General features: G+C 74.5%; 1 pseudogene. It reads left to right on the top strand.

Going from position 1 to position 593, the window contains the following annotated elements:
• Positions 1–337: pseudogene (locus HCN08_RS34535) on the top strand (sugar ABC transporter substrate-binding protein); the annotation flags it as partial.
• Between the last annotated feature and the right edge of the window lie 256 nt (positions 338–593).

Genomic DNA, 593 nt, shown 5'->3' with positions numbered 1-593 from the left:
TCCGGTGCAGAAGGACAGCGCCCGCTACAAGACGTCGGCGAAGATCGTGTCCTGCCTGACCAGCGACACCAACCTGCTGGCCACGGACACCACCTTGTCCTACGTCGCCCCCACCCTCACCGCGCAGCACCAGCAGCTCGCCGGCGCACCCGAGCTGGACCCGTGGGTCGACGCCGTGGGCGACGCGCGGGGCCGCACCAGCGGTGGCCTGGGCACCCGCTACCCCGTCATCTCCGAGCAGCTCTGGACCGCAGTGCAGGGGGCGCTGTCCGGCGGCAAGAGCCCGCAGTCGGCACTCCAGGACGCCCAGAAGGCGGTCGACAACCACCAGGGCTGAGCCCGGCCGCCCGGCCCCTTCCCATCCATATCCCCCCTCCCCTTCCCCGACAAAGCAGTGACCACGAACGAGGAGCGCGTATGACCACCGCCCACGCCGACGGCCTGCGCCGGCCGCCGGCCACCCCCGGGGCGACCCGCGACGACGGCGGCGGTGTGCCGGGCCGCGGACCCGGCCGCCCCCGCCGCGGGTCGGCGCAGGCCGCCGCCTGGGCGTTCCTCGCCCCGGTCGTCGGCTACCTGGGCGTCTTCTACGC

The organism is Actinacidiphila epipremni (assembly GCF_012034175.1).
Taxonomy (GTDB): domain Bacteria; phylum Actinomycetota; class Actinomycetes; order Streptomycetales; family Streptomycetaceae; genus Actinacidiphila; species Actinacidiphila epipremni.
Note: the sequence above shows the minus strand (reverse complement) of the source record. Positions and strands in the feature narration are given on the sequence as shown.